Raw genomic sequence first — 13,756 nt, 5'->3', positions numbered from 1 at the left:
GCGGCTTGCGGCTGCGACATCCGATCCACGAGGGGTGTTCACCTGTCGACAAATGGGACACTCCTCGGTGTGATCGAGATCGACGACCCGGCGGACCCGCGGCTGGACGACTTCCGGGACCTGTCGACGGCCGACCGGCGGCCCGACCGGCCCGGTGGGCGGGGACTGGTCATCGCCGAGGGCGTCGTGGTCGTCGAACGGCTCCTGGACTCGCCCTACCCGGTGCGCGGGCTGCTCGGCGTGCGGCGGAGGGTGGAGGCGCTCGGCGACCTGCCGGCCCCCGCCTACGTCACGTCCGCCGAGGTCATGGCCGAGGTGGTGGGGTTCCACCTCAACCGGGGCGTGCTGGCCGCCGCCGACCGGGCGCCCCAGCCGGACGTGGCCGAGCTCGTCGCCTCGTCACGGCGGCTCGCGGTGCTGGAAGGCGTCGGCGACCACGAGAACCTGGGCTCGCTGTTCCGCAACGCCGCCGCGCTCGGCATCGACGGCGTGCTGCTCGGCCCGGGGTGCAGCGACCCGCTGTACCGGCGCAGCGTCCGCGTCTCGATGGGTCACGTGCTGCGCGTGCCGTTCGCGTCGATGCCGAACCTGACCGAAGGCTTCGAGCTGCTGCGCCACAACGGTTTCACGGTCGCCGCGCTCACGCCGCGGGCCGGTTCGGAGAACCTCGCCGACGCGGGGCTGCGCGGTCGCAAGGTCGCTGTCCTGCTCGGATCGGAGGGCCCGGGCCTGACCGACGAGGCCATCGCGGCGGCCGATGTCGCGGTCCGGATCCCCATGGCGGACGGCGTCGACTCTCTGAACGTGGCAACCGCGGGCGCGATCGCCTTCTACGCGATCGCCTGAACGCGCTACGTTCTCATCCCGAGCAGAGGAGGACGTAGGTGGAACTGCGGGTGCAGGACGGCCGGGCCGTGCTCGCGGGCCGCGACGACGCGGGCGAGCGGGAAGTCGACCCGCACAGCCTCCCGCTGGGCGCCGGGCTCGCCGACGCGTTGCACGAGTGGGCGAAGGTGGCCGACGCGGTGACGCGGGCCGACCCGCCCTCCGACGGCGCCGCGAACGCCCTCGTGACCAGGCGGGGGCGACAACTGGCGAGAAGGTTGGCGGCAGACATGGGCACACCGGTGGAGTACACCGATCCCGTGACCGGTGAGCTCGTGGTCGTGGACGTCCCGTCGGTCGAGGCCGACGAGCCCGAGGAGGACGAAGGGGTCGAGGCCGACGAGCCCGAACCCCAGGAGGAAACCCCCTGGGGCACCGGGCTCACGGTCAGCTTCATCGTCGCCGCCGTGGTGACGTTCACCGTGTACACGCTGTCGGTCGGGCTGGGCGAGACCAGCCAGTGGCTCGCGCTGCTGGCGAACGTCCTGGTGGTCGGCGGCATCACCCCGTCCGTGTGGCTGGCGCGGAAGGTGCCGGTGTGGCGGTGGGTCGCGTACGGCGTGGTGGCGGGCGTGCTGGCGGCGTGGTTGTCGTTGTTGCTGACGACCCTCCTGTGACGGTCGGCTAGGCCAAGGAGTCCCGCCACGCGGTGTGCAGCGCGGCGAACCGGCCGCGCCCGCCGATCAGCTCCTCCGGCGTGCCGTCCTCCACCACCCGGCCGCCGTCGAGCACCAGGACCCGGTCGGCGATCAGCACGGTGGAGAGGCGGTGGGCGATGATGAACGCCGTCCGCTCGGCCAGGACGGTCTCCAGCGCGTCCTGCACCGCGCGCTCGGTGGGCACGTCCAGGCTGGACGTCGCCTCGTCGAGCACGAGCACCGCCGGGTCGGCCAGGAACGCCCGCGCGAACGCCACCATCTGCCGCTGCCCGGCCGAGAGCCGCCCGCCGCGCTTGCGCACGTCGGTGTCGTAGCCCTCGGGCAGCGCCCGGATGAACTCCTCCGCGCCGACCGCCCGGGCCGCCGCCTCGACCTCCTCGCGGGTCGCGGACGGGCGGCCCAGCGCGATGTTGTCCAGCACGGACCCGTCGAACAGGAAGTTCTCCTGCGTCACCATGACCACCGCGCGGCGCAGCTCGGCGTCCGCGACGGACCGGAGGTCGACCCCGTCGAGCCGCACCGAGCCCTCGGTCGGGTCGTAGAACCGGGCCACGAGCTTGGCCAGCGTGGACTTGCCCGCGCCGGTCGCGCCGACCAGCGCCACGGTCTGCCCGGCGGGCACGGTCAGGTCGAACGGCGGCAGCACGACGGGGGCGGAGGCCGAGTAGCGGAACTCGACACCGTCGAACCGGACCGCGCCCCGTACGTCGCCCAGCGGTGTCGGTTCCTCGGGTTCGCGAACCTGCGGTCGCTCCTCGAGCAGGCCCGAGATCTTCTCCAGCGCGGCGGTGGCCGAGGCGTACGCGTTGGCGAACATCGCGAGCTGGTCGAACGGGTCGTAGAACCGCCGCACGTACAGCGTGAACGCGGCCAGCACGCCCAGTTCGAGCTGCCCGTTCGCCACCCGGAACGCGCCCCAGGCGAGGATCACCGCCAGGGAGATGTTGCCGATCACTCGGACGAGTGACGTGAACGCGGCCATCACGCCCATCGCGTCGGTGTTGGCGTCGCGGAACCGGGCGTTCAGCTCGCCCATGATCTTCTCGTTGCGCCGCTCGCGCCGGAACGCCTGCACCGCGCGGATGCCGTTCATGGTCTCCACGAACTGCACGATGATCTTCGCGATCGCGCCGCGCGTGTGGCGGTAGGCCCGGCCGGAACGGCGGCGGAACCACTGGGTGAGCATGATCAGCGGCAGGAAGCCGGACAGCACGACGAGCGCGAGCGGGAGGTCCAGGTAGAGCAGGACGACCGAGATGCCCAGCAGGGACAGCATCGAGGTGAAGAAGCCGTCCAAGCCCTCCTCGACCAGGTCCTGGAGGGAGTCGACGTCGCTGGTCAGGCGCGAGATGACCTTGCCGGACGTGTACTTCTCGTGGAACGAGACCGACAGGCGCTGCGCGTGCCGGAAGATGCGTTCGCGCAGGACGAGCAGCACGTCCTGGCCGATCCGGCCGGTCAGGCGGACGAACGACCAGCGCAGCAGCGTGGCGGAGATCGCGGCGGTGACGTAGCCGCCGACGCACCAGGCCAGGGCGTCGGGACGGCCGTCGAGCGCCGCCGGGATGCCGGTGTCGATGGCCGCGGCGATGAGGAGCGGGCCGGCCAGGTTGACCACGTTCTCCGCGATCACGATCACCAGGGCCAGGATCGCGGCCCTGGTGTGCGGGCGGATCAGCTCGCCGAGGAGGCGGCGGGAGCGGGCCTGGAGCTTGACGCCGGTGGCGTAGTCGACGTCTTCGACGTCCTCGGCCCCCACGCCCCGCCAGGCTTCGTCGTCCGAGGCGTCGTGGGGTTGGGGTTGGGGTTGCGCCACGCTCGTCACGCCGCCACCTCCTCGTCCTCCATAGTGGACAAGAGGTTGCGGTAGTCCTCGTTGTCCGCCAGCAGTTGCGCGTGCGTTCCGGTGGCCGCGATCCGGCCGTCGACCAGCATCGCCACCCGGTCGGCCAGCTGCACGGTGCTCGGCCGGTGGGCGACGACGAGCGCCGTGACGCCCTTGAGCACGCGGCGCAGCGCGGCCTCGACGTCGGCCTCGGTGTGCACGTCCAGCGCGGAGAGCGGGTCGTCGAGGACCAGCACGGCCGGGTGGCCGGCGACCGCGCGCGCGAGGGCGAGGCGTTGGCGCTGACCGCCGGACAGGGACAGGCCCTGCTCGCCGATCCGGGTGTCGAGGCCCCACGGGAGGGCGTTGACGAAGTCCTCGGCCCGGGCGACCTTCAGGGCTTCGCGGACCCGTTCCTCGCTGACGTCCTTGGAGCCGAGGGCCACGTTCTCGGTGACGCTCGCGGAGAACAGGATCGGCTCCTCGAACGCCGTGCCGACGACCCGGCGGAGCTCGGCGAGGTCGAGGTCGCGCACGTCGACGCCGTCGAGCGTGATCCGGCCGGCCGTGACGTCGGCCAGTCGGGGCACGAGCGCGGTGACGGTGGTCTTGCCGGAGCCGGTGGCGCCGACGAGGGCGACGGTCTCACCCGGTCGGATGTCCAGGTCGACGCCGCGCAGCACCTCGTTGTCGGAACCGGGGTGGTGGTAGCGGACGCCCTCCAGGCGGACGTGCCCGAGGACGGGCGCGGCCAACGGCTTCGGGTCGACGGGGGTGGTCACGGTGACCGCGGTGTCGGTCACCTCGAAGTACCGCTCCAGGGCGGAGGCGGTCGAGTTCGTCTCCGCCAGCAACCACCCGATCGAGTCGACCGGCCAGCGCAGGTAAGCGCTCACCGTGATGGCGGCGACGAGCGTGCCGACCGTGACGGTGCCGTCGGCGATGCCGATCGAGCCGAACGCCAGCTGACCGGCGATGCCCAGCTCGGGCAGCACGATCAGCACGGCCCACAGCGCGGCGAAGATCCGCACCTTCGAGATCTCGGTGTCGCGCAGCTCACGCGCCTGGCGGATGAACCGCTTGGTCAGGTGCGGGCCGCGGCCGAAGGCCTTGAGCACGCGGATGCCGAGCACCGACTCCTCGACCACGGTCGTGAGGTCGCCGGCCTGGTCCTGCGCGCGGCGGGCGACGACCTTGAACTTCGTCTCGAACAGGTAGGACAGCGCGACCAGCGGCAACGTGCTCGCGAGCACGATCAGGCCGAGGACGGGCGAGAGCCAGAACAGCACGCCCAGGCCCGTGGCCACGACCAGGGTGTTGACCACCAGGAAGATCACGGCGAAGCCGACGAACCGCCGCACCTGGGTCAGGTCGGTGGTGGCGCGGGACAGCAGCTGCCCCGACTGGTAGCGGTCGTGGAAGGCCACCTGCAGGTCTTGCAGGTGGTGGTACAGCTCGGCCCGCATCCGCGCCTCGACGTCCGACGCCGGTCCGGCGATCAGCTTGCGGCGGGCGTAGAACAGCGCGGCTTCGGCGCAGCCGAGCAGCACGATGACGCCGATGAGCAGCGGCAACGCATCCAGGTCGCGGCCGGCGATCGGGCCGTCCACGATTCGTTGGGTGATCAGCGGGATACCCAGGCCGCACGTCATCGCGAGCATGGTGGCGGCCATCGCCAGCACGACGGGTGTGCGAACGGGCTTGAGGTACGGCCACAGCCTGCGCAGAGTCGCGGCTGTGGAAGTACGGTCTTCCGACACGAGTCCCCCTCCGGTCCACCATGACGTTACGAAGGTGGACCGACGATCGGCATCCGGTTTTCGTGCCTCCGACCCTGCAAGCTCGAGTTGGGTGGAGGTCAAGGAGCGGGGAAGGTCCGGGAGTACGGGGAGGTCAAGGTGGATGTGCGGTATCTCCGGGCGGAGCCGACGATGGCGTTCCCGCGCGGTCGGTTGTTGGCGGTGAGCGGGGGCAGGCTGTACGTGCTCGCGCCGGACGGGTGGGACGTCGTGGGCGGGCCGCGGCCGGAAGGCGCGCGGCCGATCAGCCGGGAGGAGGCGGAGGACTGGTGCCGGTTCGAGGCGGTCGGGGTCGAGGTGCTCGACGCGGTGCCGGCGCCGTGGTGATCCGGATCGACCTGATCCGGTTCGGCGGGGTGGCTACTTCTTGCGGCGGCGGAGGATCGCCGGTGCGGTGAGCAGGCCCGCGAGGCCGTAGCTCGCCCCGGCGAGGAGGACGAGGACCGTCCAGCGGTCGCCGAGGGACGAGAGCCGGTCCGGCACGGCGAAGTAGTGGGCGAGGCCCAGGATGACCGGGCCGATCAGGATGATCGGCCACACCGGGCGGATCTTCAGCAGCCACAGGACCGGTCCGGCGAGCAGCGCGCTGAACACCAGCGCGATCGGCAGGCCGACCACGACGAGCAGGATGAACTCGCCCAGGGTCGTCTCGTTCACCACCCGGTCGAGGACGCCGCTGCGGTAGGCCCAGATCCACGCGATGAGCAGCGCGGAACCGGTGACGGCCGACACCACGACGCGCAAGAGCACCTTGAACGCGAAGCCGCCCGCGGTGAGGCGCGTGGGGTGCGGCGTGTCAGTCACGCGCAGAAGTGTGGCTGACCGGGTGCCGTGCTGTCACCGGGGCGGCCAGGACGAACCCGATCACGCCGGCGGCGACGGAGCCGGCGGGGATCGAGACCCAGACGGTGAGCAGGGTGAGGACGGCGGTGAACGTGACGCCGACGGCGGCGTAGCCGAGCGGGCGGTCCTGGTGGGCGGCCTTGAGGACGGCCCAGGCGATGAGCGCGCCGAGGACCAGGCTGATCGGCATGGCGAACAGGCCCATGGCCAGGCAGTCCCAGTCCTCGGTCGAGCAGACGGCTCCCGACGCGATGAGTTCGCGCAGGCCCCACCAGGCCGCGCCCAAACCGGCGCCCAGCGCGGCGCCCGCCACCAGTCGTCCCAGCATGGCGGGTGGTTACCCGGATGAGGTGGTGGTCAAGCAGGTCCGCGAGCGGCGGTCAGGGCGTGGTCGTCGTCGAGGCCCGCCGCGCTCGTCGCCCGTCCCCGGTCGACTCGGCGTGCGCCTTGACCGCGACCAGGGTGTGCTTGATCGACTCGACGTTGTAGCCGGGCCGGTCCTCGCGCCCGGTGACGCGGGGACCCAGGAACCGGCGGACGAACCAGTTGCCCACCCGGTACCAGTTCTCCGTCAGCACGCACCCCCGCGGGGTCGGCGTGATCACGTACGACCACCGCGCCACCCGGACCGTCAACGGCGACCGCACGTCGAAGGTCAGCAGCCGTCCCGGCTCGCAGGCCACGATCCGGGACGTGGTCCACCAGAGCTTGGCGCCGTTGCGGTTGAAGCCGCGGAACTCGACGCCGACCGCGGGCCCGGTGGCCCCGTGCAGCCACCGGCCGCCGAGGTTCTCCGGGCTGAACCGGCCCATCCGGGGCAGGTCGCTCACCAGCGCCCACACCACTCCCGGGTCCGCGGCCACGTCGATGCTGTGCGAGATCGTCGGTTCCACCAGATCCAAGGTAGGAGCGATCGACGCCGATGACGACCCGCGATCGGGTGGACACGCTGAGTGAGTGCGTTTCACCGTCTGCCCGACCGGACATGAGCAGGCCCCCGCGCAGCACCGCTGCGCGGGGGCCTGCTCATGTCCGGTCGGTTCAGCCCCGGGTGGAGCGGACGCCGAGGAGGACGTCCTCCCAGGAGGGCACGATCGGGTGGTTCTTCTTGCCCCGCTTGGGCGGTGGGTCCTTGCGGGGCGGTTGCTGCTTGGCGCCCGCCGCCGGTTGTTGCGGCGCCGGGGTCGTCGGCGCCGGTTCCTCGGCCACCGGGGCGGGCTCCGGTGTCGGCTGGGGCTCCTGGACCGGGGGCGGGGGAGGCGGTGGCGCCGGCTCCTCGCGGACGAGGATCTCCGGTTCCTCCTGCTTCTCCAGCTCCAGGGCCTGGCGCGCCAGCTGGGTCACCGGTCGGACCGTGCGCAGGGTGCGGTTGGGGTTCGGGTCCATGAGCTCCATGGCCCCGTCGTCCAGCGCGGTCACCGTGCCGCCCTGGGCGCCCGGGTGGAAGGCCCAGTGCGCCAGGTTGTCGGACCTGCCGGCGGTCCAGTGCAGCTGCACGACCCAGCGGCCGTCCTCGCCCCGCCACGAGTCCCAGCTGACGTCGGCGTACTCCTGGCCGCGGAGGCCGAAGGAGTGCGCGACGACCTCGCCGAGGGTCTGCACGTCCGGGCCGTCCTCGCGGACGGGGTGGGCGCGTTGGGCCAGGTCGGCGGTGCGGGAGCGCTCGAGGAGGACGGGGTAGGCGTAGCGCTCGACCCGGTGCGCGGGCAGGCCGGCCGCCGCCGCCACCTGGGCGACGGACTCACCGGCGCGGATGCGCGCCTGGATCTCGCGGGGCCGCATCTGGCTCTCGACCTCGATCTCGATCTGACCGAGTCGGGTGAGGTCGCCGCGTGCCGCCGCGCGCAGCCGTTCGTCGGCGGGGAGCACGAAGCGCTCGCCGCGATCCGGGTCCTCGAGGATGACGGACTTGCCGTCGTCTTCGAGCCCGATGACTCGCAACGCTCGCATCATGGCCTCCCGGATGGCTCACCTCGCCGAGTACTCACGTTAATGCGGCGCGCCGCCTTGACGGGGGAGACTCGCCGTGTTCGCCGATATCTTCGTGTGATCTTGCCGTATGTCGGCGGCCCGCGCACCTCCGTTAGCACAAGGTTCACCTCGCCCGCGATGGGTGCGGGTTCCCGAAGTGCCTGGTCATGACTGTGGGGGCCGTCCCGGCAAGGACGACCCCCACAGGTGCGGCCCGGGTCAGAGCTGGGAGACGACCCAGTCGACGGCCTTCGTCAGCGTGCTCACGTCGGTCGGCTCGACGGCCGGGAACATGGCGACGCGGAGCTGGTTGCGGCCCAGCTTGCGGTACGGCTCGACGTCCACGATGCCGTTCGCGCGCAGGACCTTGGCCACCACGGAGGCGTCCACCGAGTCGTCGAAGTCGACCGTGCCGACGACCTGGGACCGGTGGGCCGGGTCGGCCACGTACGGGGTCGTGTAGGAGGTCGACTCGGCCCAGGTGTACAGCCGCGAGGACGAGTCGGCGGTCCGGTCGACGGCCCACTTGAGGCCGCCGTTGGCCAGGATCCACTCGACCTGGTCGTTGAGCAGGAACAACGTGGCCAGGGACGGCGTGTTGTAGGTCTGGTCCTTGGTGGAGTTGTCCAGCGCCGTGGTGAGGGAGAGGAACTCCGGCACCCAGCGGCCCGACTTGCCGATCTCGGCGACGCGCTCCAGGGCGGCCGGCGACATCAGGGAGATCCACAGGCCGCCGTCGGAGGCGAAGCACTTCTGCGGCGCGAAGTAGTAGACGTCGAAGTCCGACGGGTCGACCGGCAGGCCGCCCGCGCCGGAGGTGGCGTCGATGGCGATCAGCGCGCCGTCCGAGCCCGCGGGGCGGGAGACGGGCACCGCGACGCCGGTCGACGTCTCGTTGTGCGCCCAGCCGACGAGGTCGGCGCCCTCGGCGTAGGCGATCTCGGGCGCGCTGCCCGGGTCGGCCTTGACCACGATCGAGTCGCCCAGGAACGGCGCGTCGCTGGTGACCTTGGCGAACTTCGAGGAGAACTCGCCGTAGGTGAAGTGCTGAGCCCTCTCGCGCACCAGGCCGAACGCGGCGGCGTCCCAGAACGCGGTGGTGCCGCCGTTGCCGAGGACGACCTCGTAGCCCTCGGGCAGCGAGAACAGCTCCCGCAGGCCGGCGCGGACCGAGCCGACCAGGGACTTCACCGGCTTCTGCCGGTGGGAGGTGCCCATCAGCGCGGCGCCCTCGGCCGCGAGCGCCGCCAGGGCCTCGGGACGGACCTTGGAGGGCCCGCACCCGAACCGACCGTCGGACGGCAGCAGGTCGGAGGGCAGGACCAACGAGGTCGGGTCGGCGGTCTGGGTCATCGCGAAGCCTCCGGTTACGGGGAGGGGGTCGGCACGACCGGCGCCGTTGCCGGGAGCCCTAAGTGTTGCAGCCGGGTGGCCGGGCGGTGACAGCCGGGTGTCCCGGGTCACGCCACGCGGGGTGGAAACCCCCAGTTCCGGTGGGTCGGGTCAGGCGATCTCGGCCCAGCCCTCGACCTCGGACGGCTTGCGGGGGCCGGGGCCCACGTACTTGGCGGACGGGCGGACGAGGCGGCCCGTCCGCTTCTGCTCCAGGATGTGCGCCGACCAGCCGGCGGTGCGGGCGCAGGTGAACATCGCGGGCATCATGTGCGGCGGGACCTGGGCGAAGTCGAGGATCACCGCCGCCCAGAACTCGACGTTGGTCTCGATGGCGCGGTCCGGGCGGCGTTCGCGCAGCTCGGCCAGGGCGGCCTGCTCCAGGGCGTTGGCGGCCTCGTAGCGGGTGGCGCCGAGTTCCCGGCACGTCCGCCGCAGCACGCGGGCGCGGGGGTCTTCCGCGCGGTAGACGCGGTGGCCGAAGCCCATCAGGCGCTCGCCCCGGTCGAGGACGCCCTTGACGAAGCCCTCGGCGTCGCCGGTGCGCTCGACCTCTTCGATCATGGGCAGCACGCGGGCGGGCGCGCCGCCGTGCAGGGGGCCGGACATGGCGCCGATCGCGCCGGACATGGACGCGGCGACGTCCGCGCCGGTGGAGGCGATGACGCGGGCGGTGAAGGTGGAGGCGTTCAGGCCGTGCTCGGCGGCCGACACCCAGTAGGCGTCCAGCGCCTTGACGTGCGCGGGGTCGGGCTCGCCGCGCCAGCGGGTGAGGAAGCGCTCGGTGATCGTCGTGCACTCGTCGATGCGGTGCTGCGGCACGGCGGGCCGGCCGATGCCCCGCGCGGACTGCGCCGCGTACGACAGGGCCATGACCGAGGCTCGGGCCAGCTGCTCGCGGGCCTGCTCGTCGGTGATGTCCAGCAGCGGCTGGTAGCCCCAGATGGGTGCGACCATGGCCAGCGCGGCCTGCACGTCCACCCGCACGTCACCGGTGTGCACCGGGATCGGGAACGGCTCGGCGGGCGGCAGGCCGGGGCCGAAGCGGCCGTCGACCAGCAGCGCCCACACGTTGCCGAAGGTCACGTGACCGGCCAGGTCCTCGATGTCCACGCCGCGGTAGCGCAGCGCGCCACCGTCGCGATCCGGTTCGGCGATCTCGGTGCGGAAGGCGACCACGCCCTCGAGACCCGGCCGGAAACCGTCGTCCTCGGTCTGCACCACGCTGTGCGCTCCTTCTCGGCGGAAGTAAAGAGTTGGAGAAACCTTGCTCCCCTTCAGACGTGCGGGCAATCGCGGGTGCGCGTGTCGTCGGTCACGATCAAGGAACCGATTCAGAAGACCGGCGGATCGTTAAGGCCTTGTTTCGGTTCGGCGGTGGGCCGTGTTTCCCGTGGTAGACCACCGGCCATGCACCTGACACCGCACGAGCGGGACAAGCTGCTGGTCCACGTGGCGGCCGACGTCGCGCGCAGGCGGCTCGAGCGCGGGGTGGTCCTGAACTACCCGGAAGCGGTCGCGCTCATCACCGACCACGTGCTCGAAGGCGCCCGCGACGGCCGGACGGTCAGCGAGCTGATGGACAGCGGCAGGCACGTGCTGAGCCGGGACCAGGTGCTCGAAGGCGTCCCGGAGATGATCGAGTCCGTGCAGGTCGAGGCGACCTTCCCGGACGGCACCAAGCTCGTGACCGTGCATGACCCGATCGTGTGAGGAGCAGCCCGTGGTCCCTGGCGAGATCGTCACCGGCGACGAGCCGGTCGAGCTGAACCCCGGCCGGCCGCGCACCACGCTCGTCGTGGTCAACGCGGCGGACCGCCCGGTGCAGGTCGGGTCGCACTACCACTTCGCGGCGGTCAACCCCGGGCTGGAGTTCGACCGGGAGGCCGCGTGGGGCAAGCGGCTGGACGTGCCGGCGGGCACGGCGGTGCGGTTCGAGCCGGGTGTCGAGCGCGAGGTGACGCTGGTGCCGCTGGCCGGGGCGCGGCGCGTGCCGGGGCTGCGGCCGGAGATGGCCGGGGAGTTGGACCGGTGACCGGGATCAGCCGCCGCCGCTACGCGGACCTGCTGGGGCCGACGGTCGGCGACCGGATCCGGCTCGCCGACACCGACATCCTGATCGAGGTGACCGAGGACCGGTCGATGGGCCCGCACGGCTCGGGCGACGAGGTGATCTTCGGCGGCGGGAAGGTGATCCGCGAGTCGATGGGCCAGGGCGTGGCCACCCGCGCGGAGGGCGCGCCGGACCTCGTGATCACGGGCGCGGTCGTGCTCGACCACTGGGGCGTGGTGAAGGCCGACGTGGGCGTCAGGGACGGCCGGATCGTCGGCATCGGCAAGGCGGGCAACCCCGACACCATGGACGGCGTGGACCCGGCGCTGGTCATCGGGCCGTCCACCGAGGTGCTCTCGGGCAACGGGAAGGTGCTCACCGCCGGCGGCATCGACTGCCACGTCCACTTCATCACGCCGGGGATCGTGGACGTGGCGATCGCCTCGGGGCTGACCACGTTGATCGGCGGCGGCACGGGGCCGGCGGAGGGCACGAAGGCCACGACGGTGACGCCCGGCGCGTGGAACCTGGGCCGGATGCTCGTCTCGATGGACCACATGCCGGTGAACGTGCTGCTGCTCGGCAAGGGCAACACGACCCGCGAGGACGCGCTGCGCGAGCAGCTGGCCGGTGGCGCGGGCGGGTTCAAGCTGCACGAGGACTGGGGCACGACGCCGGCGGCGATCGACGCCTGCCTGAGGATCGCCGACGAGTCCGGGGTGCAGGTGGCGATCCACACGGACACGTTGAACGAGGCCGGGTTCGTGGAGTCGACGCTGGCCGCCATCGCGGGCCGGTCGATCAACGCCTACCACTCCGAGGGCGCGGGCGGCGGGCACGCGCCGGACATCATCCAGGTGGTGTCCGAGCCGAACGTGCTGCCGTCCTCGACCAACCCCACCCGCCCGCACACGGTGAACACGCTGGAAGAGCACCTGGACATGCTGATGGTGTGCCACCACCTCAACCCGTCCGTGCCCGAGGACCTGGCGTTCGCGGAGAGCCGCATCCGGCCCACCACGATCGCGGCCGAGGACGTCCTGCACGACCTCGGCGCGATCTCGATGATCAGCTCGGACTCGCAGGCGATGGGCCGGGTCGGCGAGGTCATCATCCGGACGTGGCAGACCGCGCACGTCATGCAGCGGCGGCTCGGTGAGATGGCGGACAACCTGCGCGCCCGCCGGTACGTGGCCAAGTACACGATCAACCCGGCCATCGCGCACGGCATCGACCACGAGGTCGGGTCGGTGGAGGTCGGCAAGATGGCCGACCTGGTGCTGTGGGAGCCGAAGTTCTTCGGCGTGCGGCCGGCGGTGGTGCTCAAGGGCGGGTTCATCGCGCACGCGGCGATGGGCGACGCGAACGCGTCCATCCCGACCCCGCAGCCGGTCTTCGCGCGGCCGATGTTCGGCGCACATTCGGCGGCGCGCAGCAGCGTGCACTTCGTGTCGCAGCAGGCGCTCGACGCGGATCTGGCGGACGTGCTGCGCTTGGCGCGGCCGTTGGTGGCGGTGGGGGACACGCGTGGCGTCACCAAGGCCGACATGGTGCTCAACGACGCGATGCCGTCGGTGAAGGTGGACCCGGACAGCTTCGCGGTGCGGATCGACGGCGAGCTGGTGGAGCCGGCGCCGGTGGCGGAGCTGCCGATGGCCCAGCGCTACTTCCTGTTCTGATGAACCTCGCGGCGCTGATGATCGCGGACTCCCGGTTCCCGGGCGGCGGCCACGTGCACTCGGGCGGGCTGGAGGAGGCCGTCGCGCGGCGGTTGGTGACCGACGAGGCGACGTTGGCGTCGTTCCTGATCGGTCGGCTGCGGACGGCGGGCGCGTTGGGCGCGGTGTTCGCGTCCGCCGCGTGCCGCGGGCGTTACGCGGAGTTGGACGCCGAGCTCGACGCGCGCACGCCGTCGCCCGCCCAGCGCAACGCGTCACGCGTGCAGGGGCGCGGCATCGCGCGGGCGGCTCGGAAGGCGTGGCCGACCGCGGCGTTGGCCGAGCTGGTGCGGGTGACGCCGAGGCCGCACCACCCCGTCATCGTCGGCGTGCTGGTCGGCGAGCCGTTCGAGGCGGCGCAGACCGCGGCCTACCACGCGGTGACGGGTCCGGCGACGGGCGCGATCCGGCTGCTCGGCCTCGACCCGTTCGGGGTGAACGCGGTGCTGGCCCGGTTGGCGCCCGAGATCGACGAGATCGCCGCGATGGCCGCGGGCCACGCCGACACCCCGCCCGAGGACCTGCCCGCCCCGAGCGCGCCCGGCCTGGACCTGCTGGCCGAATCCCATGACCGCCACCACACGGAAGAGGTGCGTCTCTTTGTCAGCTGA

At 72.2% G+C, this 13,756-nt stretch carries 15 protein-coding genes; 7 read left to right on the top strand and 8 right to left on the bottom strand.

Going from position 1 to position 13,756, the window contains the following annotated elements; genetic code table 11:
• The first annotated feature begins 69 nt into the window (after positions 1–69).
• Both AB0H12_RS09580 and AB0H12_RS09575 read left to right on the top strand, forming a co-directional pair.
• On the top strand, positions 70–846 hold the full coding sequence (locus AB0H12_RS09580) for a TrmH family RNA methyltransferase (protein ID WP_499622148.1): 777 nt from the start codon (positions 70–72) through the stop codon (positions 844–846).
• A 38-nt stretch (positions 847–884) separates the two neighbouring features.
• Positions 885–1,502, top strand: a complete 618-nt coding sequence (locus AB0H12_RS09575; protein ID WP_499622147.1) for a DUF2537 domain-containing protein — start codon at positions 885–887, stop codon at positions 1,500–1,502.
• A gap of 7 nt (positions 1,503–1,509) precedes the next feature.
• On the opposite strand, the gene AB0H12_RS09570 is transcribed toward AB0H12_RS09575, so the two are convergent.
• Complete coding sequence (locus AB0H12_RS09570; protein ID WP_499622146.1) at positions 1,510–3,369, bottom strand: ABC transporter ATP-binding protein; 1,860 nt, start codon at positions 3,367–3,369, stop codon at positions 1,510–1,512.
• Positions 3,366–5,129, bottom strand: a complete 1,764-nt coding sequence (locus tag AB0H12_RS09565; RefSeq protein WP_499622144.1) for an ABC transporter ATP-binding protein — start codon at positions 5,127–5,129, stop codon at positions 3,366–3,368. Before AB0H12_RS09565 ends, AB0H12_RS09570 begins: the two co-directional genes overlap by 4 nt.
• A gap of 138 nt (positions 5,130–5,267) precedes the next feature.
• On the opposite strand from AB0H12_RS09565, the gene AB0H12_RS09560 reads away from it, so the two are divergent.
• Positions 5,268–5,495 carry a hypothetical protein gene (locus AB0H12_RS09560; protein ID WP_499622143.1) on the top strand — a complete coding sequence of 76 codons (228 nt, stop codon included), beginning with the start codon at positions 5,268–5,270 and terminating at the stop codon, positions 5,493–5,495.
• 33 nt (positions 5,496–5,528) lie between these two features.
• Here the strand turns inward: AB0H12_RS09560 and AB0H12_RS09555 are convergent, their stop codons facing one another.
• From AB0H12_RS09555 to AB0H12_RS09530, 6 genes are all read right to left on the bottom strand, one after another.
• Positions 5,529–5,972 carry a hypothetical protein gene (locus AB0H12_RS09555; RefSeq protein ID WP_499622141.1) on the bottom strand — a complete coding sequence of 148 codons (444 nt, stop codon included), beginning with the start codon at positions 5,970–5,972 and terminating at the stop codon, positions 5,529–5,531.
• Positions 5,965–6,339: a hypothetical protein gene (locus AB0H12_RS09550; protein ID WP_499622139.1), complete on the bottom strand. Its 375-nt coding sequence runs from the start codon at positions 6,337–6,339 to the stop codon at positions 5,965–5,967. The genes AB0H12_RS09555 and AB0H12_RS09550 overlap by 8 nt, the downstream gene beginning before the upstream one ends.
• Before the next feature lie 52 nt (positions 6,340–6,391).
• A complete protein-coding gene (locus AB0H12_RS09545) occupies positions 6,392–6,904 on the bottom strand; it encodes an SRPBCC family protein (protein ID WP_499622138.1) in 513 nt (170 codons plus the stop codon).
• Positions 6,905–7,052: 148 nt separating this feature from the next.
• Complete coding sequence (sepH, locus tag AB0H12_RS09540) at positions 7,053–7,961, bottom strand: septation protein SepH (RefSeq protein WP_499622134.1); 909 nt, start codon at positions 7,959–7,961, stop codon at positions 7,053–7,055.
• Between the two features lie 240 nt (positions 7,962–8,201).
• Entirely contained in the window at positions 8,202–9,335 is a 1,134-nt protein-coding gene (serC, locus tag AB0H12_RS09535; RefSeq protein ID WP_499622131.1) for a phosphoserine transaminase, read from the bottom strand.
• A 150-nt stretch (positions 9,336–9,485) separates the two neighbouring features.
• Complete coding sequence (locus AB0H12_RS09530) at positions 9,486–10,598, bottom strand: citrate synthase 2 (RefSeq protein WP_499622128.1); 1,113 nt, start codon at positions 10,596–10,598, stop codon at positions 9,486–9,488.
• A gap of 186 nt (positions 10,599–10,784) precedes the next feature.
• On the opposite strand from AB0H12_RS09530, the gene AB0H12_RS09525 reads away from it, so the two are divergent.
• The 4 genes from AB0H12_RS09525 to AB0H12_RS09510 are packed head-to-tail and all read left to right on the top strand — an operon-like array spanning position 10,785 to position 13,756.
• Entirely contained in the window at positions 10,785–11,087 is a 303-nt protein-coding gene (locus AB0H12_RS09525) for an urease subunit gamma (RefSeq protein WP_499622125.1), read from the top strand.
• Positions 11,088–11,097: 10 nt separating this feature from the next.
• Positions 11,098–11,409 carry an urease subunit beta gene (locus tag AB0H12_RS09520; protein WP_499622122.1) on the top strand — a complete coding sequence of 104 codons (312 nt, stop codon included), beginning with the start codon at positions 11,098–11,100 and terminating at the stop codon, positions 11,407–11,409.
• A complete protein-coding gene (locus tag AB0H12_RS09515) occupies positions 11,406–13,106 on the top strand; it encodes an urease subunit alpha (RefSeq protein WP_499622119.1) in 1,701 nt (566 codons plus the stop codon). Before AB0H12_RS09520 ends, AB0H12_RS09515 begins: the two co-directional genes overlap by 4 nt.
• Positions 13,106–13,756, top strand: a complete 651-nt coding sequence (locus AB0H12_RS09510) for an urease accessory protein UreF (protein WP_499622117.1) — start codon at positions 13,106–13,108, stop codon at positions 13,754–13,756. The genes AB0H12_RS09515 and AB0H12_RS09510 overlap by 1 nt, the downstream gene beginning before the upstream one ends.

The sequence above is a fragment of the Actinosynnema sp. NPDC023794 genome, from assembly GCF_040639675.1.
Classification (GTDB): Bacteria; Actinomycetota; Actinomycetes; order Mycobacteriales; family Pseudonocardiaceae; genus Actinosynnema; species Actinosynnema luteola.
This window is presented reverse-complemented; position numbering and strand designations above follow the sequence as displayed.